The sequence below is a fragment of the Streptomyces sp. NBC_00258 genome, from assembly GCF_036182465.1.
In the GTDB taxonomy this organism is placed as follows: Bacteria; Actinomycetota; Actinomycetes; order Streptomycetales; family Streptomycetaceae; genus Streptomyces.
This window is the reverse complement of the sequence record NZ_CP108081.1, coordinates 8,164,942-8,182,699: the sequence shown is the minus strand read 5'-3', so window position 1 is coordinate 8,182,699 and position 17,758 is coordinate 8,164,942. Positions and strand designations below refer to the sequence as shown.

Genomic DNA, 17,758 nt, shown 5'->3' with positions numbered 1-17,758 from the left:
AAGAGGGAGTGGCCCGATCAGGCCACGCAGGGTCACGCCCTCCCCGTCCGGACGCCACAGCTACCCCGTGAGCCTCGCATGCAGTGATCGCGCGGAGGCGTCCGTCAGGGACGCGATCTGGTCGACGATCACCCGCTTGCGGGCACGGTCGTCCGGCGCCTGGTCGAACAGGGCTCGAAACTGCGGGTCCAGACCGTCCGGCGCGCGGGCGGTGAGCGCCTCCGCCAGCTCGGCGACGACGACGCGCTGGTCGGCGCGGAGCCGCTCCTGCTCGGCGCGCTGCATGACGTACCGGTCGGCGACCGCCTTGAGGACCGCGCACTCCAGTCGGGCCGCGCGCGGGACGACCAGCTCGGCCTCGTACCGAGTGAGCCGGCCCGTCCCGTACGCCGCGCGCGTGGCGCCCTCCGCGGCGAGGCAGAACCGGCCGATGAGCTGGCTGGTGGCGTCCTTCAGCCGGGCCTGCGCGACCGCGGAACCGTCGTAGCCGTGCGGCCACCACTCCTGGTCCAGGAGGCGGTCGAGGGCTTCGCCGAGCTCGGCGGGGTCGGTGTCCACCGGGACGTACCGCCCGACGGCGACCGCGAAGATCTCCTGCCGCTCGGGCTCCGCGTGCAGGCAGTTGGGGTCGATGTGGCCCGCGTGGAGGCCGTCCTCGACGTCGTGCACGGAGTACGCCACGTCGTCGGCCCAGTCCATGACCTGGGCCTCGAAGGTGGTGCGGGTTCCGGGGGCGCCCTTGCGGACCCAGTCGAAGACGGGGCGGTCGTCGTCGTAGACCCCGAATTTCGGGGACTTCGGGTCGGTCGGGTGGGCACCGCGCGGCCAGGGGTACTTGGTGGCGGCGTCCAGGGCGGCGCGGGTGAGGTTGAGGCCGACGCTGACGAGGTCGCCGCTCGCTTCGCTTGTCACGAAGCGCTTGGGTTCGATGCGGGTGAGCAGTCTGAGCGACTGCGCGTTGCCCTCGAAGCCGCCGCAGTCCTCCGCGAACTCGTTCAGAGCCTGCTCGCCGTTGTGCCCGAAGGGCGGGTGGCCCAGGTCGTGGGAGAGACAGGCCGCCTCGACGAGGTCGGGGTCGCAGCCGAGGGCGGCGCCCAGCTCGCGGCCGACCTGGGCGCACTCCAGGGAGTGGGTCAGGCGGGTGCGGGGGCTCGCGTCCCAGACCTGGCTCCGGGTGCCGGGTGTGACGACCTGGGTCTTGCCGGCGAGGCGGCGCAGGGCCGAGGAGTGCAGAACGCGGGCGCGGTCGCGCTGGAAGGCGGTGCGGCCGGGGCGTTTGTCCGGTTCCGTGGCCCAACGGTCCACTGACGTGGGGTCGTAGCCGGGGGGTGCGATGTGGTGCTCGTGCGGGGTTCGGGTGGTGTCGGTGCTGGTGCCTTCCATGTCTTGAACAGTAAGCGGAGCGGCTGACAATTGGGGCGGGAGTGTTGTGCGCCTGCGCGTCTGCCGGGGGCTGTTCGTTTGCGGGTGCAGGTTCGTCGTGGCTTGTCGCGCAGTTCCCCGCGCCCCTAGAAGAAGCCCCTCTGCCGAAGCCCGGCGCCTTAGGCCGAAGCCAGGGCTGGTGTCTCGGCGATCGCGGTCGCCAGCGCCTGGTCGTAGCGGTGCAGGATCAGGCGGGCCATTGACGGGTGGGCGCCCAGGGGGGCCGCCGCGATCCAGGGGGCTGCCGCCGCGCACTCGGTGGAGAAGCGGCCGGGGGCCGTGAAGTAGGAGGCGACGGCGACGCGGTGGCGGCCGCGGGCGGTGAGGGCGCGTACGGCTTCGGGGACGGTGGGCGCCGCGGCGGAGGCGTACGCGGGCACGACGGGGACGCCGAGCCGTCCGGCCAGGAGGCTCGCGGTGCGGCGGGTGTCGACGGCCGCGTCGGGGTCGCGGGATCCGGCGGCGGCGAGCACGACCCCGCTCGCCCGGCGCTCCGCCTCGTCCCGGGGCGCCCGCCAGCCGGCCTCCGTCAGGCGCTCGTACAGCGTCTCCACGAGCAGCGGGTGCGGGCCGAGCGGTGCGGCGACCCGGGCGTGCGCCCGCGCGGCGGCCGCGGCCTCGGGGATGTCCTGCTTGACGTGGTAGCCACGGCTGAGCAGCAGCGGTACGAGGACGGCGTCGCCGGTGCCGAGGCCCGCGAGCGTGTCGGGCAGCAGGGGCTCGTTCAGCTCGATGTGCCCCAGGTGCACGGGCACGCCGGGGCGCAGGTCGCGGATCCGGTCCAGGAGGGCCCGGACGGTGCTCAGGGCGCGCGGGTCGCGGCTGCCGTGGCCCACGAGGACGAGCGCGGGCGGGGCTGGACGCCGGGTGCCGTCGAGGGACACGAGGCTGAGCTGACTGCCGAGCTGGCTGGTGATCCGGTTCATGAGTTGCGCCGTACTGTCGAGGTGGGCGCCACGCTGCGGCTGGCCGCCGGGGCGGGGCTTGGACTCGTCGCGAGGAAAGTTCGACGCCGTCATGCACCGATGGTGCGGGTCGGAGGTTGCCGCCCCGTTGCGCGGGAATGACGGGTGTTTTCCGGGGGTTCACGGTGGGGTGTACGGGGCCTGTGAGGTGCGGTGACCTGCGACAACGGCTCCCCGAGTGAATCTGGTCACTGTGCGCGGGGCGAACCGGATCACCGTAATGGGCGTCCTCAGGGGCGAGGCCACCTGGGGAGGGACCGCCCGATGCGTCGTCCGAAGCTGCCGAAGCTGCCGCGGCCACGCCTGCCGAGACCGCGCCTGCCGCGCACCCGGACAGGGCAGCGCCGGGCCGTGCAGGCCGTGATGGCCGGGTGCGTCCTGGCGCTGCTTCCGTCGACGTGGATGTACGTGGTCACGGGCGACCGGCTGCGGACGACGGCGGACGTGCCGCGCACCGAGGTGGCGGTCGTCTTCGGGGCGGGGCTGTGGCGCGGCGAGCCGTCGCCGTATCTCGCGCACCGGCTGGACGCGGCGGCCGAGCTGTACCGGGACGGACGCGTGGAGGTGGTGCTGGTCACCGGCGACAACAGCCGCGAGGACTACGACGAGCCGGACGCCATGCGCACCTACCTCACGGAGCGTGGCGTGCCCGACGCGCGGATCGTCAGCGACTACGCGGGCTTCGACACCTGGGACTCCTGCGTACGCGCCAAGAAGATCTTCGGCGTCGACAGGGCCGTGCTGATCAGCCAGGGCTTCCACATCCGGCGGGCGGTCGCGCTCTGCCAGGAGGCGGGCGTCGCGTCGTACGGGGTCGGGGTGGACGCCGTGCACGACGTGACCTGGTACTACGGGGGCGCCCGGGAGGTGTTCGCCGCGGGCAAGGCTCTCCTGGACGCGGTCTTCGAGCCGGATCCCCACTTCCTCGGGCCCCAAGAGCCGGGCGTGGAACGGGCGTTGGCGGCTGCCGGCCGATAGTCGACGAGACGCAGATCACGCGGGCCGCCGAGTTTGACGCGCACCGATCACCCTGCCGCGTGAAACCGATTACGCAGCACTCTGTAGTCAACTGATTACGGATAGTGTCTTTTTCGGGAGTTCGGATCCGAACCGGGCTCACGAGAAAGGACACATGATGACTGGTCTGCGTACCGCCTTCGTCGCCGCCATGGCGGCCGCGTTGTTCTCGGCTCCGGCCGCCATGACGACCGCCGTGGCGGACGACGACGCGGCGGCGAAGGAGCCGGGGTGCGCCAAGCTCGGTGCCTACGGGGACGGTTGGGCCGACATCCACAACGTGTGCAACTACACGATCTCCGCCAGTGTCGAAGTCGACGGCTTCGACCCGGGCTGTATCCAGATCGGCCCCGGCGGGGTCGGACGCATCGGTCCGGACCCGGGCGACGTCCCGTACTACGCGTACGTGTGCTGAGCCTGCCACCGAACCAGCGGCTGAGTAGGTGCTGCTTCTGAGCGGGGCCGGCGGGACGTCCTCACGTCCCGCCGGTTCCGGCGGGGAGGTCCCCGTGCCTGCCGTGTAACGGGGAACGTCCCGCCGCGTAACACGGCCGACGCACGCTGGCCGGTATGCAGACCACCGCTACGCCCACCCACTGCCCGTACTGCGCGTTGCAGTGCGGCATGAATCTGACGCCCACGCCGGACGGCGCCGGCAGTCCGGTCGAGGTGACGGAGCGCCCGGACTTCCCGGTGAACCGGGGCGCCCTGTGCGGCAAGGGCCGTACGGCACCCGCGCTGCTCTCCCCCGGGGTGCGACTCACCTCGCCCCTGATCCGGAGGGCGGGGGTGCTGGAGCCGGCCGGCTGGGACGAGGCGCTCGACCGGATCGCCGAAGGGCTGTCCCGCACGCGTACGGAGCATGGCCCGGACGCGTGCGGGGTGTTCGGCGGAGGCGGGCTGACCAACGAGAAGGCGTACACGCTCGGGAAGTTCGCCCGGGTGGTGCTCGGCACCTCGCAGATCGACTACAACGGCCGCTTCTGCATGTCGTCCGCCGCGGCCGGCGGCATCAAGGCCTTCGGCCTGGACCGGGGACTGCCCTTCCCCCTGGAGGACATCCCGAAGACGGGGTGCGTCATCCTGGTCGGTTCCAACCTCGCCGAGACCATGCCGCCGGCGCTCCGCTATCTCACCGAACTGAAGGAGAACGGCGGCACGTTGGTCGTCATCGACCCGCGCCGCACCCGGACCGCCGAGCAGGCCGACCTGCACCTCGCGCCCCGCCCCGGCACTGATCTCGCCCTGGCGCTCGGACTGTTGCACCTGGTGGTGGCGGAGGGGCGTACGGACGAGGCGTACATCCAGGAGCGCACCAGCGGCTGGGAGGAGGCGCGGTCCGCCGCGATGGCGCACTGGCCGGAGTACGTGGAGCGCATCACGGGTGTCTCGGTCCCCCAACTCCGGGAGACCGTGCGGATGTTCTGCGAGCCGGAGTCCGCGATGGTGCTCACCGCGCGCGGGCCCGAGCAGCACTCCAAGGGCACCGACACCGTCGGCGCGTGGATCAACCTCTGCCTGGCGACCGGGCGTCCGGGGCGGCCCTTCTCCGGATACGGCTGCCTCACCGGGCAGGGCAACGGGCAGGGCGGTCGTGAACACGGCCAGAAAGCCGACCAGTTGCCCGGCTACCGCAAGCTCGACGATCCCGCGGCCCGCCGTCATGTGGCCGAGGTCTGGGGCGTCGACCCCGACTCGCTGCCGGGGCCCGGCCGCAGCGCGTACGAGCTGCTCGACGCCATGGGTACGGACATCCGCGCGCTGCTGCTGATGGCGTCGAACCCGGTGGTGTCCGCGCCTCGGGCCGCCCATGTCGAGGAGCGGCTGAAGTCCCTCGACTTCCTCGCGGTCGCCGACGTGGTGCTGTCCGAGACGGCCGAGCTCGCGGACGTCGTCCTGCCCGTCACCCAGTGGGCCGAGGAGGGCGGCACGACGACCAACCTTGAGGGGCGGGTCCTGCTGCGCAAGCAGGCGATCACTCCTCCGGAGGGCGTCCACAGCGATCTGTACGTGATGCACGAACTGGCCGACCGGCTGGGCGTGGAGAAGGGCTTCCCCACGGACCCGGAGGAGGTCTTCGAGGAGCTGCGCCGGGCCAGCGCGGGCGGGCCCGCCGACTACTCGGGCATCACCTATCGCCGTCTGGCGGAGGAGAACGGGGTGTTCTGGCCGTGTCCGGCGGACGGCGCGGCTGACAGCTCGGCGGACAGCTCCGGGAGTGGCTCCGCGGATGCCTCCGCCGAGGATCGGGAGGGTGGCGTCCAGGAGCCCGGAGCCCATCCCGGCACCCCGCGTCTCTTTCTCGACCGGTTCGCCACGCCTGACGGCCGTGCGCGGTTCGTCGCCGTGAACCATCGGCCGCTGGCGGAGGAGCCGGACGAGGAGTATCCGGTGCTGCTGACCACCGGGCGGGTGGTTTCGCAGTACCAGTCCGGTGCGCAGACCCGTCGGGTGGATGAGCTGAACGCCGCCGCGCCCGGCTCGTTCGTGGAGTTGCATCCTCGGCTGGCCGAGCGGGTCGGGGCCGTGGAGGGGGAGCCGCTGGCCGTGGTGTCCCGGCGGGGGCGCGCGGTCGCGCCCGCGCGGATCACCACCTCCATTCGGCCCGACACCGTGTTCATGCCGTTCCACTGGCCGGGCGAGGGGCGGGCCAACACGTTGACCAATCCGGCCCTCGACCCGACCTCGCGGATGCCGGAGTTCAAGGCCTGTGCGGTGCGGGTCGAGCGTGTGGAGCGGGTGGGCTGAGCTTGTAGCCGGCTGCGGGTTCGTCGTGGCTTGTCGCGCCCACGCGGCGGAGCCGCAAATGGACACATCCCGCGCCCCTAGAAGGGCGTCGCGTGATGCCCCGCCTCAGCGCGCCCGCCAGTCGCCCCCGTCGATGCGCCTGCCCCGCGCACGCAGCGCCGCCGCGACCGTGGGGGCGGCCACGTACACCCAGGCCCGTACGTCCGTGCCGTCCTCGCGGGTCACCTCTCTGGCCACGCGCTCGTAGAGGTTGCCGGGGTCGCCCGGGGCGTACTCCTCCAAACGGTCGAGGGCGCCGAGGAGTCGGCCGTACCGGTCGGGGTCGGCCGTGACCAGTTCCCCGCACACCACGCCGCCGGGTTCCTCGACGGCGTACGGATAGCCCGGCCCGTCGTAGAGGACCGCGCCGGTGAGCCGTCCCGGCACCTCCGAGCGCGTGCGGCCGCGCAGGAAGAGGTCGTGGTTGTGCTCGCCGGGGCGCAGGGTCCCGTAGACGAAGAAGGGCAGTCGGCCGCTCACCCGGTGGTCTCCTCTCCCCGGCGTCTCCGGGCTTGCTCTCCCCAGCCTCTCCGGGCTTGCTCCCACCGGCCTCTCCCGGCGTGCCCGGACCTTTGCAGAAACGATTCTCACCCCTCACACATCCCCCGGCAGTCCGCTATGGACATGCCAGGTCCGGGCCACCTAGAACTGTGCGAACACCCCCACCAGCACTCCCCACTCCCCCCACCACCACGCGTTTCGCGTGCCTTCCCGAGGAGTTCGATGAGTCGGACACGGCACATCCGAGGCTCGCGCCTCGCCACCGTCGGTATATCGGCGGCGGCCACCACTCTGCTGGCGGGAGCACTGGCCCCGAGCGCGGTGACGGCCGACGGACCGGCCCGGGACACCGTCCTCGGCAACGCGGCGGCGGTGCTCGCCGACCAGACCGCCCGGCTGGGCCTCACCTCCGCACAGGGCACCAAGGCCCGCGACGTGGTCGTCGACGCGGACGGCACCCAGCATGTGCGCTACGACCGGACGTACCGCCAACTGCCCGTGCTGGGCGGCGACTTCGTGGTCCACCTGACGGCGGACGGCGACTACCGGGCCGCCGACCGGGCCACCACGCGTCCGCTCTCCCTCGCGAGCGTCACGCCGTCGGTGTCCGCCCCGAAGGCCACCGACCTGGCCGCCGCGGCACTGCGTCTCGCGAACGTCGGCGAGACGCTCCGCAAGATAACCGCCAAGCCCCAGTTGGTCGTCGACGCCCTGCACGGCGCTCCGAAGCTGGCCTGGCGCACCGAGGCCGGCGGCAAGGACTCGCTCGGCAACCCCGTCGCCCGCGTGGTCCTCACCGACGCGGTGACGGGCAAGCAGATCGACGCCTGGGACAGCATCGAGACGGCGACCGGTGACGGCCGGTCCCTCTACAGCGGCAAGGTCCCGCTGGAGACGACGCGGTCCGGTTCGGCGTACCAACTCTCCGACCCCACGCGGGGAAACACGTACACGGGCGACGCCAAGAACAAGACGGACTCCTGCATCCTCATCATCTGCTACCAGCGTGCCCCCGCGCCCGTCCTCACCGACGCCGACAACCACTGGGGAACCGGGGCGACTTCGAGCCGTGCCTCGGCGGCGGTGGACGCGCAGTACGGCACCGACACCACCTGGGACTACTACAAGAAGGTCCACGGGCGCAGCGGCATCGCGGGAGACGGCAAGGGCTCGTTCAACCGGGTGCACTACGGCAGCGCGTACAACAACGCGTTCTGGGACGACAGTTGCTTCTGCATGACGTACGGGGACGGTGACGGGAAGACCTTCGGGCCGCTGGTTTCCCTGGACGTGGCCGGGCACGAGATGTCGCACGGCGTGACGTCCAAGACGGCGGCGCTGACGTACTCGGGCGAGCCCGGCGGTCTGAACGAGGCGACGTCGGACATCTTCGGCACGCTGGTGGAGTTCTACGCCAAGAACCCCGCAGACCCCGGGGACTGGCGGATCGGCGAGAAGATCGTGAAGTCCGGCTTCGGCCGCTCCGCCCTGCGCTACATGGACCAGCCCTCCAAGGACGGCAACTCCGCGGACTGCTGGACCTCCACGGTCGGTGACCTGGACGTCCACTACTCCTCGGGCGTCGCCAACCACTTCGCCTACCTGCTCGCGGAGGGCAGCGGCCCGAAGACCATCGGCGGCGTCGCCCACAACGGCACGACCTGCAACGGCGCGAAGGTGACCGGCATCGGCAAGGCCAAGCTCGGCGCGATCTGGTACCGGGCGCTGACGGTCTACATGACGTCGTCCACGAAGTACGCGGGCGCGCGGGTCGCCACGCTGAGCGCGGCGAAGGATCTGTACGGGGCGAGCAGTGCGGAGTACCGGGCGGTGGGTGCGGCCTGGTCGGCGGTGTCCGTGAACTGACACCGGGCTCGTGGAGCGGGGGCGATGTCGGCGGCCCGCGACAGCGCCGTGGGAGGCCGGGAACCCCACTCGGGCTCGGCCGAGAAACGGCGTTGCCCCCGCCCCGGCCCGACACTAAGGTCGATCAGGTGACTGCCGGGTCGGCCTTGGGCCATGCACGAGTGGGGTTCCCGGCCTCGGCGTGAGCGCGAGGCGGGCCAGAGCCCCGCCCCTTCTCCGTGTCTTTGCAGCAGGCGCCCGCCCAAGCGTGCGCCATGTCCAGAGCGCCCATGCGCGTACACGCGCCCATCGGCGCACGCATCCGAAGACCCGGAGACACCTCACTGATGTCACATGACCAGCAGCACCTGAACAGCCCCGAACTGCCCACGACCACAGCCCAGTTGAACCACGCCGTCGTCTACGCGACGGACCGGCAGCTGTCGGCCGAGTTCCTCGCCGCGGTCCTGGAGCTGAAGGTCGGCGCCCCCTTCGGGCCCTTCCTGCCCGTCGACCTCGGCAACGGCGTGACCCTGGACTACTACGAGTTCAGGGACGGGCCGATCCAGTCCCAGCACTACGCGTTCCTCGTGCCCGACACCCGCTTCGACGCCATGATCGCCCGCCTGGAGGTCCTCGGGGTCACGTACTACGCGGACCCCACCCACACCGAACCCGGCCGGACCAACGACCTGTTCGGTGGCCGCGGCGCCTACTTCGCCGACCCGGACGGACACAACATGGAGATCCTGACCCGGCCCTACGCCCGCCCCTGACGGTCAGATCACGCGGAAGAGATCGGCGGCGGCGTGGACGTCGGTGAGGTCCTCGACGGCGCGGAGGTTGTCGCACAGCGCGTCCAGGACCGAGTCGGCCTCCGCGACGCGCGGGGCGCCGATGGCCACGCCGAAGACCCGGAAGCCCAGCCGGTGCTTGGCTTCGTTCCAGCCGCGCATCCATTCCTCGGTGACGCCGCAGTCGTCGTCGGTGAGCATCACGATGTCGCCGCGCATACGGGCGGCGTCGTTGAACTCCTCCTCCAGCAAAGCACCGGCCGCCGACAGCGGCCTCTGGTAGCTGGTGCCGCCGCCGAGGAAGGTCTCCGCGAAGTCGAGGTCCTGGGCGACGTCGGCGGGCCTGTCGGCCGGAAAGCGGAAGACCTTGAGCCTGTCGGCGGCGGAGAACAGGATGCCGACGAAGTCACGCCCCGCGTGCCGGGCCTGGTCAAGCAGGGCCAGGGCGCACGCCTTGGCCCACGCCTCCCGGGTGATTCCGCCGGGCCCGGCCTCGTACATGGAGTGCGAGGTGTCCACGCACGCGATGATCGCGCCCCGGCCGGTCCTCTGCTCGCCCTGGCTGTCGTAGAGCATCAGCTCCCCGGCGGCGTAGCGCGCGGCGAACACCGCACGCAGGGCGGGCAGGCCGAGGTTGGCCAGCTCGGAGGGGATGACGCGGGAGAGGTCGTTGCCGAGGGTGACGCCGACCAGCTCGCCGGTCGCGCCCTCCACCTTGCGGGCGCGCTCGCCGTCGGCCATCTGCCGGAAGCGGCCGATCAGTTCGGCCCACTCCGCGAGCCGGCCGGTGCGCAGCCGCTCGGCGAGGCGGGCCCGCCGGTCGAACGGCATCCGCTCCAGCTCGCCGGGTCCGACGCCCCACGCCCGCATCAGCGCGGCCTCTGACCGGGCACCCTCGGCGGCCGTCGCCGCCGCGGCCCGCGCGGCCACACGGATACCGGGGGCCACCGCGGTGAGGGCCTGCGCGGCGCTCTGGGCGGCCTCCCGCGCAGCGTCTTCGACGGCTTCGGCGGCCTCGATCGCCTGTTGTACGGCGTCGGCGGCGTCCGGGGTCTGCACGGCGCCGTCCTCGTCGGCCCCGCCGGTCTCGTCGCCCTCGTCGGCCGCCTGCTGGAGCGCCTCGGCCACGGCGGTCGCCGCGCGTTCGGCGTCCTGCCGGGTCTTCCTCGCCTGCTCGGCCTTGTCCTGGGCGTTCCGGGAGCGCTCCAGCATCCGGCGGAGCGCGGCGGCCTGGGCGAGCACGGCCATGGCGGCGGCGTAGGGGTCGCCGGCCGTCTCGCGACGCAGCTCGGCGAACTCCGGCGACTCCACCAGTGACGTGACGACCTGGTGGTTGACCAGCCGGGAGGGGTCCATCTCCGCGCGCTCGCGCAACCGCGGGTTGACCTTGTAGGCGGCCAGGAACGCGTCGGTCAGGAGGTCAGTGGTGTGGTCGTACGGGCGGGCGGAGGGGCGGCCGTGGGCCTCTTCGTGGCTGCGGCCGTAGGTGTGGGCGTAGGCGTGGGCGTAGCGCCCGTTCAGCTCCTCGGCCAGTTCGCGCAGTGCGGCCGACTGCTCGTAGGTGTCGCGCCAGGTGATCCGGTCGAACCGGTCCGCGACCACGGCGGCGGTGTGCCGCTCGGGAGCGGCGGCGGACAGGCTCAGCCACTTCCCGGCCCGGCGGGCCAGCTCGTCGAGCGTGCTCGGTGTCTCACCCATGGTCGTCCTGATCCCTCATCCGCCAGTGCCCCTGGTTCCCTCGGTGCCCCCGGTGTCCTCAGTACCCGCAGCGCCCCCGGTCCTCAGAGCTGCGTCTGCACCATGCTCGCGTCCATGCCGAGGGCCTCGGTGAGGACGCGGGCGCGGACGGCGCGCTGGCGGCCGGTGACGCGGTCGATGGCGGCGGTGGAGCGGCCGGCGCCCGCCGCCTCCTCGCGCAGTTTCTCCAGCCGCTTGCCCGCCATGGCGAGCTTGTTGTGGGCCTTCTTGATGACCCACTCGCTCAGTGCCTCGCGGGACTGCCCTGCCATGGCGTCGAGTTGGGCCTCCAGCTCCTCGATGTCGTCGGCCAGGTCGAGCGCCTCCTTGGCGTCAGGGTTGACCAGTTGCAGCACCTCGCGCTCGACGGTCGGACGCTCGGCGGGCGAATCCCACAGCACGTGGGTCAGCACCGAAAGGTCGGTCTCGGCGACCTCCGGGCGGCCGTCGAGGTACGCGGACGCCTGGAGCAGGCCCACCGCCTGCCGCCAGCGGCGGTCGGAGGCGACGAGTTCCCTGCGGCGCAGGGCGGCCCGCAGCGTGCACACCGCGTCCACGATCATGTCGGGGACGTCCACGGCCGGGACGGCTTCGGTCACGGCGTGCTGCAGCGCGGACAGTTCGACGGTGGTCCGGGTCTGCGGCGCCGGGCGGCTGACGGCTGAGCGGACCAGCGCGGCGAAGTTCGAGGGGTCGGCCAGGTACCCGACCTCGATGCGCACCAGCAGCCGGTCGTAGATCGCGGCCGTGTCGTCCCCGCTGGGCAGTTCGTTGCTCGCCGTGATGGCCCCGATCAGCGGGCAGCGGATCGGCTCGCCACCGCTCTCGGGGTGGTAGATCCGCTCGTTGAGGTAGCCCAGCGTCTCGTTCAGAGCCGCCGTGGAGCACTTGAAGATCTCGTCGATGAACGCGACATGCGCGGTCGTGGCACGGCCTTCGTAGACCTGGCGGTACTCGCCCCGGGCCAGCGCGGCGACGTCGATCGGGCCGAACATCCGCGTCGGCGCGGTGAACTTCGACAGCAGGATCTCCCAGTAGGCCGCCCCCTCGAACCTGCCCGTGAGCTCCCGGGCCAGCTCGGACTTCGCCGTCCCGGGCGGGCCGAGCACCAACGAGTGCTGTCCGGCCAGCAGCGTCACCAGCAACGTCCGCACCACGTCGGCCCGCTCGTAGAAACGGTCCGACAACTCGTCGCCGATCGCCCGCAGCCTCCTGGCCGTGTCCTGCGCGTCCGGTCCATCCGATGCCGATGCCGATGCATCCGGTGTGTCCGCTGTGTCCGGCCCGTCCTGCGCGCCCATATCCAACTCCTTGCCTGTGCGGCCCCGTTGGGGATGACGAGACCGGCCGCCCTCCGCCCTTTGTCCAAGCAAGATAGAGCCGTCCGGGCCCCGAGATCATCGCGTGGCGATTTCCGATGTCTCCGGGCATACCCCTGTGGAACTCTGAGCCAATGCCCGATTCCCGGTTCCTCGGTGACACGTCCAGCAGGTCGCACGGCGCGCGCCTGGCCACGTACAGCGCCGTCTCCGCCGCTTTGGACAAGTACGGCGACGACGAACTGGACGCCCTCGTGCGCGAAGCGGCGCCGCTCGGTTCCGGCATCGGCGGGCGGTCGGCGCTCCTGGATGTCGACGGCACCCAGGTCTTCGTCAAGCGCGTGCCCCTGACCGCGGCGGACACGCTGCCGGAGAACGTCCGGTCGACCGCGAACGTCTACGGCCTGCCCGCCATCTGCCACTACGGCATCGGCGGGCCCGGTTTCGGAGCCTGGCAGGAACTGGCCGTGCACGAGATGACCACGGACTGGGTGCTCGCGAACGACTTCCAGGGCTTTCCGCTGACGTACCACTGGCGCGTGCTGCCGGACTACGCCAGCGACGCGGACGGCTCGGGCGACGCACCGGCCCTCCCCGAAGAGCTCGCCGACGTCGAGCGGGTCGTCGCGTTCTGGGAGGGCAGCCCGGAAGTGCGCCGTCGGCTGGAAGGGCTCCGAGGGGCCTCGGCGAGCCTCACCCTCTTCCTGGAGTACGTCCCGCAGACCCTCCACCAATGGCTCGGCGAACGCATCGGAGAGGGCGGCGAGTCGGCGGACCGGGCGTGCACCTGGGTGGACGAGGCCCTGCACTCGGGCACGTCCTTCATGAACTCGCGCGGGCTCATCCACTTCGACGCCCACTTCGAGAACATCCTGACCGACGGCCGACGCCTGTACTTCGCCGACTTCGGCCTGGCCCTGTCCTCCGGTTTCGGCCTCTCCCCGGAGCACACCCGCTTCTTCGAACGGCACCGGACGTACGACCGCTGCTACACGATCACCTACCTGGTGAAATGGCTGATCACCGCCGTCTACGAGTACGGGAGGGACGAGCGCGAGGAAATGATCCGCGCCTGCGCCCACGGTGCGCACCCCGCCGAACTCCCCGATGCCGCCGCGGCGATCGTGACGCGGTACGCGCCACTGGCATCGGTGTTCGCGGACTTCAGCCGCACTCTCCAGAACGAGAGCAGGCGAACCCCGTATCCGTTTGAGGAGATCCACCGGATCGGCGCCGGCCACGGCCTGTTCGTCTCCTGACCGCGCCGACTCCTGACGACTGCCCTACGACAGATCACGGCCGACCACACTGACCACGGCCGCCCACGACCGACCTACGGAGACCCATGCCGCCGAAGACGAAGATGCACGCCGACGAACTCGACATCGACGCTGCGCTCGTCGGCCGACTGGTGGCGGAGCAGTTCCCCGAGTGGGCGGAGCTGCCCGTCCGGGAGGTCCGTTCCGCCGGGACCGACAACGCCATGTACCGGCTGGGCGACGACATGGTCGTACGGCTGCCGCGACTGCCCGGCGGGGCACGGCAGGTGGACAAGGAGCAGCGGTGGCTGCCACGTCTGGCGCCGCACCTCCCGCTGGCGGTGCCGGTTCCGATCGCCAAGGGGGCGCCGGGCGAGGGGTACGCGCTGCCGTGGGGTGTGTTCCGCTGGCTCGACGGCGACAACATCTACGACGCGCCTCTCACAGGTCGGGCCGAACTCGCCGACGCGGCCGTCGAGTTGGGCCGGTTCGTCGCGGCACTGCGGAAGGTCGACGCCACCGGCGGGTCGCCGTCCTGGCGTGGCGGGCCCCTCACGGACGACGGCGAGGACGACGTCCGTGCCGCGATCAGCGACCTGGGCGCGGCCGGCACGCTGGACGCGGACCTGGCGACCGCCGCCTGGGAAGAGGCCCTGCGGCTCCCCCAGTGGGACGGCGACCCGGTCTGGCTCCACGGCGACCTCCTGCCGGGCAACCTGCTCGCCCACGGAGGCCGCCTCAGCGCGGTCATCGACTTCGGCGGCCTCGGCGTCGGCGACCCGGCGGCCGACGTACTCGCCGCCTGGGCCGTCTTCACCGCCGAGACCCGCGGCCTGTTCCGCGAGGCGGCCGACGTCGACGACGCGACCTGGGCGCGGGGACGGGGCTGGGCCCTGTGCTTCGGCCTGGTGGCGGAGCACCACTACCGGGTCACCAATCCCGTACTCGCCGCCGTGGCACACCGAGCGGTGAGGGAGGCGCTGGCCGAGTACGGAGCCGGGGCTGGAGCCGAGGGCTGAGGCTCGCTTCCGGTCAGCCCCCGTACGGCCGGACCGACTTCGCCTCCCTCAGCGCCAGCCCCCACCACGCCAGCTGGTCCAGCATCACCTTCGCCGCCGCGTCCGGTGCCGAGGGGTCCTTGTGGCGGCCCTGGTCGTCGAAGGACGCGCCCGCGTTGTGGAAGGACACCGTGTCGCGGACGGTGACGGCGTGGAGTTCGGCGAAGACCTGGCGGAGCTGTTCGACGGCTCGGAGACCGCCCGAGAGGCCGCCGTAGGAGACGAAGGCGACGGGCTTGGCGCGCCACTCGTGGAAGTGCCAGTCGATGAGGGTCTTGAGGGACGCGGGGAAGGAGTGGTTGTACTCGGGGGTGAGGACGACGAAGGCGTCGGCGGCGGCCAGGTGCGGGGTGACCTTGCCCAGCTCGGCGGTCACCTCGGCGGACGGGGAGTGGGAGAGAGCCGTCGGCAGGTGTACGTCGGCGGCGTCGACGACGTCCACCGCGAGATCGGCCCGGTCCCGGATCCGGCTCAGCAGCCACTCCGCGACGACCGGACCGAACCGGCCCTCCCGGTTGCTGCCGACGATCACGGCGATCCTCAGGGGCTCGGGAAGGGAGACGGGCGCCGGGAGGGACGCGGGCGCGGGGAGGGCGACTGGAACCTCTGTGGTGGAGTTCATGGGCCCAGCCTCATACCTCAACCAAACTTCAGGTCAAGTCGGCCGGTCGGGTGGTCGCCCGGGAGGGCCGGTCACCCGTTCACACGCGCCACCCGTTCCGTTCGGGTTCTTTTTGCGGATGTGGTGGCGACACGCCGATGACCTGCCGAAACATCCCCGGACGGCCCGCCCGAAGCCTCCGCCTGACACCCGTTCACATCGATTCTGACGCCTCATCAGGAGGCGTGTGTCCCCGACTGCCACTTTCCTCGGTAGGGCAGGGGCGTGACCGACGCAGCGGCACATGGGGGTGCCGCGGGTCGTGCCCTCTCGGAGGAGCAAGCAACGATGCGCACAGCCCGTCCGCTGACCGGTACCGCGCTCGCCGTCGCCGCGGTGGCCCTCGCCGCCGCCCCCGCGTACGGCGCCGGAACGGGGTCCATCGAGCTGTACCCGGCCACGGTCGCGCCCGGCGCCGAGGTCACGGTGAACACGGCGGCGTGCGGTGCGGCGGACGCGGTGTCGGGTGACGCCGGTGCCGTCGGCGCGGGTGCCTTCACGCTGCTGCCCAGCGCGCACGAGGGCGACGCGGTCGGGCTGTTCCGGGTGCCGCCGTCCGCCCAGCCCGGCACGTACGAGATCGTCGCGCGCTGTTCGAGCGGCAAGCGGATGACGGGCGACCTGGTGGTCACGCTCACCTCCACCGAGGAGAGCGGGCAGCAGGTCCACCCGAGAGGAAGCGTGAAGACGGGGGTCGGCGGCACACTCGGCCCCGACCCCGTGCAGACCGCGGCGGGAGTGGCGGCCCTGGCCGTCGCCGCCGCGGGCGGTACCTGGCTCCTGCATCGCCGGGCGAGAGGCGACGGGATCTGACGGACACCCTCCGCTGTCCGTCCGCCGGTACCGCCGTCCCCTCCCCCTCCGGGCCCGACGCCCCTCGTGGCCCGGAGGGGGACGCGGGACCAGGGATTCGGGAACCCCAGCCGCCCCCAGGAGAGGAGACGTACGTGCACCGGCTCGCCACCATCTCGATGGTCGCCGTCACACTCGTCTCACTCCTCTCCGGTGCCTGGCTGCTGCGCAGCGGGGCCGAGACGCATGCCCCGCCGCAGCCCTCGGCCGCGCAGGGGCGTGCGGGCGCCCATGTGGACCGGCCCGCTGCCGCCGCGCTGCCGCCCGCCCCGCCCGAACGCGTCCGTATCCCCTCGATCCGGGTGGACGCCCCCCTCCTGGGCCTCGGCCTCACCCCGCAGGGCAGCCTCGACGTGCCGCCGGCCGACCGGGCGAACCTCGCCGGCTGGTACGAGGCCGGTACCGCGCCGGGCGAGACGGGCACCGCGATCGTCGCCGGCCACGTCGACAACGCCGAAGGGCCCGCCGTCTTCTACCATCTCGGCGCCCTGGAGAAGGACAGCACCATCGAGGTCGAGCGCCGCGACGGCAGGGTCGCCCTCTTCTCGGTCGACGCGGTCGAGGCGTACGACGCGCAGGACTTCCCGGACGAGAAGGTGTATGGGGCCTCTCGGCGCCCGGAGCTGCGTGTCATCACCTGCGGCGGCGGCTATTCGGAGGCGACGGGCTACCAGGGGAACGTGGTCGTCTTCGCCCATCTGACGGGCAGCCGCTGAATCACCGGTGGATCACGCAAACCACTGCTGGTACGCCAGGTTCGCCACCAGCGCGAAGACCACCGTCAGCAGCACGATCCGGACGAACCCGCTGCCCTTCTTGAGCGCGGTGTGCGCCCCGACCATTCCGCCGACGAGGTTGAAGACGGCCATCAGGGCGGCCAGCTGCCAGTACACCGTGCCCTGCCAGGCGAACATCGCGAGCGCTCCCGCGTTCGTGCAGCAGTTGACGATCTTCGCGGTGGCGGAGGCGGTCACCAGGTCGAGGTGCAGCAGCGCGGTCAGGGCGAGCACGAGGAACGTTCCCGTGCCGGGCCCGACGAGCCCGTCGTAGAAGCCGATGCCGAGGCCCGCGAGGCCGATCGCGGCGAGGACGCGGCGCGGGGAGACGGGCGCGGTCGAGGGCGCGGTGCCGAAGGCGGGCCGCAGGATCACGAAGGCGCCGACGCCGAGCAGGACGACCATGACCACCGGCTTCAGCACGTCGGTGCTCATCCCGGCGGCGACGAGCGCACCGGCCGAGGACCCGGCGAGGGCCGCGAGGCCGATCCGTACGGCCGTGCCGACGTCCACGGGCGCCTTGCGCGCGTACGTCACCGCCGCGCCCGTGGTCCCGACGATCGCCACGGCCTTGTTGGTGCCGAGCGCGTACTGGGCGGCCGAGCCCGAGTTCGGCAGCCCGAGCAGCAGTACGGGGAGCAGCAGGAGCCCGCCGCCGCCCACCACCGCGTCGATCCAGCCCGCCGCGAGAGCGGTCAGGCACAGGACGACGACCATGGTCAGCGATATGTCGGGCATGATCGCGACCCTATGGACGAGGTAGAT

At 72.1% G+C, this 17,758-nt stretch carries 16 protein-coding genes; 9 read left to right on the top strand and 7 right to left on the bottom strand.

Going from position 1 to position 17,758, the window contains the following annotated elements:
• Positions 1-60: 60 nt before the first annotated feature.
• Positions 61-1,383: a deoxyguanosinetriphosphate triphosphohydrolase gene (locus OG718_RS36530; protein WP_328846216.1), complete on the bottom strand. Its 1,323-nt coding sequence runs from the start codon at positions 1,381-1,383 to the stop codon at positions 61-63.
• Positions 1,384-1,541: 158 nt separating this feature from the next.
• Positions 1,542-2,441: a sirohydrochlorin chelatase gene (locus OG718_RS36525; protein ID WP_328846215.1), complete on the bottom strand. Its 900-nt coding sequence runs from the start codon at positions 2,439-2,441 to the stop codon at positions 1,542-1,544.
• A gap of 210 nt (positions 2,442-2,651) precedes the next feature.
• On the opposite strand from OG718_RS36525, the gene OG718_RS36520 reads away from it, so the two are divergent.
• From OG718_RS36520 to OG718_RS36510, 3 genes are all read left to right on the top strand, one after another.
• Positions 2,652-3,365 carry a SanA/YdcF family protein gene (locus tag OG718_RS36520; RefSeq protein ID WP_186000977.1) on the top strand — a complete coding sequence of 238 codons (714 nt, stop codon included), beginning with the start codon at positions 2,652-2,654 and terminating at the stop codon, positions 3,363-3,365.
• Positions 3,366-3,522: 157 nt separating this feature from the next.
• The gene (locus OG718_RS36515; RefSeq protein WP_328846214.1) at positions 3,523-3,819 is read left to right on the top strand and encodes a hypothetical protein; all 297 of its coding nucleotides are present in this window, start codon (positions 3,523-3,525) and stop codon (positions 3,817-3,819) included.
• Positions 3,820-3,974: 155 nt separating this feature from the next.
• Positions 3,975-6,152: a molybdopterin oxidoreductase family protein gene (locus OG718_RS36510; RefSeq protein ID WP_328846213.1), complete on the top strand. Its 2,178-nt coding sequence runs from the start codon at positions 3,975-3,977 to the stop codon at positions 6,150-6,152.
• Positions 6,153-6,257: 105 nt separating this feature from the next.
• Here the strand turns inward: OG718_RS36510 and OG718_RS36505 are convergent, their stop codons facing one another.
• Positions 6,258-6,671 (bottom strand): gamma-glutamylcyclotransferase family protein, encoded by a 414-nt coding sequence (locus OG718_RS36505; protein WP_306940241.1) that lies wholly within the window; start codon positions 6,669-6,671, stop codon positions 6,258-6,260.
• 243 nt (positions 6,672-6,914) lie between these two features.
• Between OG718_RS36505 and OG718_RS36500 the strand changes: the two genes are divergently transcribed.
• Together OG718_RS36500 and OG718_RS36495 are read left to right on the top strand one after the other, a co-directional pair.
• On the top strand, positions 6,915-8,558 hold the full coding sequence (locus tag OG718_RS36500) for a M4 family metallopeptidase (protein WP_328846212.1): 1,644 nt from the start codon (positions 6,915-6,917) through the stop codon (positions 8,556-8,558).
• Positions 8,559-8,884: 326 nt separating this feature from the next.
• Positions 8,885-9,313 carry a VOC family protein gene (locus OG718_RS36495; protein WP_328846211.1) on the top strand — a complete coding sequence of 143 codons (429 nt, stop codon included), beginning with the start codon at positions 8,885-8,887 and terminating at the stop codon, positions 9,311-9,313.
• Positions 9,314-9,316: 3 nt separating this feature from the next.
• Here the strand turns inward: OG718_RS36495 and OG718_RS36490 are convergent, their stop codons facing one another.
• A complete protein-coding gene (locus OG718_RS36490) occupies positions 9,317-11,029 on the bottom strand; it encodes a VWA domain-containing protein (RefSeq protein ID WP_328846210.1) in 1,713 nt (570 codons plus the stop codon).
• 83 nt (positions 11,030-11,112) lie between these two features.
• Positions 11,113-12,369 carry an AAA family ATPase gene (locus tag OG718_RS36485; protein ID WP_328846209.1) on the bottom strand — a complete coding sequence of 419 codons (1,257 nt, stop codon included), beginning with the start codon at positions 12,367-12,369 and terminating at the stop codon, positions 11,113-11,115.
• Positions 12,370-12,521: 152 nt separating this feature from the next.
• On the opposite strand from OG718_RS36485, the gene OG718_RS36480 reads away from it, so the two are divergent.
• Together OG718_RS36480 and OG718_RS36475 are read left to right on the top strand one after the other, a co-directional pair.
• Positions 12,522-13,646, top strand: a complete 1,125-nt coding sequence (locus OG718_RS36480; protein ID WP_143631875.1) for a protein kinase family protein — start codon at positions 12,522-12,524, stop codon at positions 13,644-13,646.
• A gap of 86 nt (positions 13,647-13,732) precedes the next feature.
• Positions 13,733-14,665 (top strand): aminoglycoside phosphotransferase family protein, encoded by a 933-nt coding sequence (locus tag OG718_RS36475; protein ID WP_328846208.1) that lies wholly within the window; start codon positions 13,733-13,735, stop codon positions 14,663-14,665.
• A 13-nt stretch (positions 14,666-14,678) separates the two neighbouring features.
• Here the strand turns inward: OG718_RS36475 and OG718_RS36470 are convergent, their stop codons facing one another.
• Positions 14,679-15,326: an NADPH-dependent FMN reductase gene (locus OG718_RS36470; RefSeq protein WP_143631881.1), complete on the bottom strand. Its 648-nt coding sequence runs from the start codon at positions 15,324-15,326 to the stop codon at positions 14,679-14,681.
• 327 nt (positions 15,327-15,653) lie between these two features.
• Here OG718_RS36470 and OG718_RS36465 point away from each other — a divergent pair, with 327 nt between their 5' ends.
• Together OG718_RS36465 and OG718_RS36460 are read left to right on the top strand one after the other, a co-directional pair.
• Complete coding sequence (locus OG718_RS36465; protein ID WP_143631884.1) at positions 15,654-16,178, top strand: hypothetical protein; 525 nt, start codon at positions 15,654-15,656, stop codon at positions 16,176-16,178.
• A gap of 158 nt (positions 16,179-16,336) precedes the next feature.
• A complete protein-coding gene (locus OG718_RS36460) occupies positions 16,337-16,933 on the top strand; it encodes a class F sortase (RefSeq protein WP_328847895.1) in 597 nt (198 codons plus the stop codon).
• Between the two features lie 12 nt (positions 16,934-16,945).
• Here OG718_RS36460 and OG718_RS36455 read toward each other — a convergent pair whose 3' ends face one another.
• On the bottom strand, positions 16,946-17,731 hold the full coding sequence (locus tag OG718_RS36455; RefSeq protein WP_143631886.1) for a sulfite exporter TauE/SafE family protein: 786 nt from the start codon (positions 17,729-17,731) through the stop codon (positions 16,946-16,948).
• Positions 17,732-17,758 lie beyond the last annotated feature (27 nt).

What these genes read in the sequence shown, in the direction of transcription:
- OG718_RS36530 (WP_328846216.1), bottom strand. Translation starts at nt 1,383, where the DNA reads ATGGAAGGCACCAGCACCGACACCACCCGAACCCCGCACGAGCACCAC.
- OG718_RS36495 (WP_328846211.1), top strand. Translation starts at nt 8,885, where the DNA reads ATGTCACATGACCAGCAGCACCTGAACAGCCCCGAACTGCCCACGACC.
- OG718_RS36470 (WP_143631881.1), bottom strand. Translation starts at nt 15,326, where the DNA reads ATGAACTCCACCACAGAGGTTCCAGTCGCCCTCCCCGCGCCCGCGTCC.
- OG718_RS36525 (WP_328846215.1), bottom strand. Translation starts at nt 2,441, where the DNA reads ATGACGGCGTCGAACTTTCCTCGCGACGAGTCCAAGCCCCGCCCCGGC.
- OG718_RS36510 (WP_328846213.1), top strand. Translation starts at nt 3,975, where the DNA reads ATGCAGACCACCGCTACGCCCACCCACTGCCCGTACTGCGCGTTGCAG.
- OG718_RS36490 (WP_328846210.1), bottom strand. Translation starts at nt 11,029, where the DNA reads ATGGGTGAGACACCGAGCACGCTCGACGAGCTGGCCCGCCGGGCCGGG.
- OG718_RS36485 (WP_328846209.1), bottom strand. Translation starts at nt 12,369, where the DNA reads ATGGGCGCGCAGGACGGGCCGGACACAGCGGACACACCGGATGCATCG.
- OG718_RS36465 (WP_143631884.1), top strand. Translation starts at nt 15,654, where the DNA reads ATGCGCACAGCCCGTCCGCTGACCGGTACCGCGCTCGCCGTCGCCGCG.
- OG718_RS36475 (WP_328846208.1), top strand. Translation starts at nt 13,733, where the DNA reads ATGCCGCCGAAGACGAAGATGCACGCCGACGAACTCGACATCGACGCT.
- OG718_RS36500 (WP_328846212.1), top strand. Translation starts at nt 6,915, where the DNA reads ATGAGTCGGACACGGCACATCCGAGGCTCGCGCCTCGCCACCGTCGGT.
- OG718_RS36460 (WP_328847895.1), top strand. Translation starts at nt 16,337, where the DNA reads ATGGTCGCCGTCACACTCGTCTCACTCCTCTCCGGTGCCTGGCTGCTG.
- OG718_RS36480 (WP_143631875.1), top strand. Translation starts at nt 12,522, where the DNA reads ATGCCCGATTCCCGGTTCCTCGGTGACACGTCCAGCAGGTCGCACGGC.
- OG718_RS36520 (WP_186000977.1), top strand. Translation starts at nt 2,652, where the DNA reads ATGCGTCGTCCGAAGCTGCCGAAGCTGCCGCGGCCACGCCTGCCGAGA.
- OG718_RS36515 (WP_328846214.1), top strand. Translation starts at nt 3,523, where the DNA reads ATGACTGGTCTGCGTACCGCCTTCGTCGCCGCCATGGCGGCCGCGTTG.
- OG718_RS36455 (WP_143631886.1), bottom strand. Translation starts at nt 17,731, where the DNA reads ATGCCCGACATATCGCTGACCATGGTCGTCGTCCTGTGCCTGACCGCT.